The following is a 706-nucleotide window of genomic DNA, read 5'->3' on the forward strand; positions in this document are numbered from 1 at the left end:
TCGAACGCAGGGCGCTCGGAGCGGATCCGGGGCAGCGAGGTGAAGTTGTGGCGCGGCGGCGGGCACGAGGTCGCCCACTCGAGGGAGGAGCCGTAGCCCCACGGGTCGTTCACCGTGACCTTCGGTGTCTTGCGGGCGGTGACCCAGACGTTCCAGAAGAACGGGATCATCGACAGACCCAGGATCAGCGAACCTACGGTGGAGATCTGGTTCATCCACGTCCAGCCGTCCTGCGGCAGGAAATCCGCGTACCGGCGCGGCATGCCATCGGCACCCATCCAGTGCTGGATGAGGAACGTCATGTGGAAGCCGATGAACAGCAGCCGGAAGTGGATCGTGCCGAGCGACTCGTTGAGCATCCGCCCCGTCCACTTCGGCCACCAGAAGTAGAAGCCGGAGAACATCGCGAACACCACGGTGCCGAACACGACGTAGTGGAAGTGGGCGACGACGAAGTACGAGTCGTGGACCTGGTAGTCGAGCACCGGCGCGGCAAGGATGACCCCGGTCAGCCCGCCGAAGACGAAGGTGACGAGGAAGCCCCACGCCCACGGCATGGGGGTCTCGAAGGTCACCGAGCCGCGCCACATCGTGCCGATCCAGTTGTAGATCTTCACACCCGTCGGCACCGCGATGAGCATCGTCATGAACGCGAAGAACGGGAGGAGGACCGCACCGGTGACGTACATGTGGTGGGCCCACACGG

Annotated in this window: 1 protein-coding gene; it reads right to left on the bottom strand. The window is 64.6% G+C overall.

The window, feature by feature from the left end:
- Positions 1-706 (bottom strand): cbb3-type cytochrome c oxidase subunit I (locus MTQ12_RS14830; protein WP_247619228.1); only part of this gene is annotated, 706 nt, incomplete at both ends.

Source organism: Brevibacterium sp. R8603A2, assembly GCF_023072605.1.
GTDB lineage: Bacteria > Actinomycetota > Actinomycetes > Actinomycetales > Brevibacteriaceae > Brevibacterium > Brevibacterium pityocampae.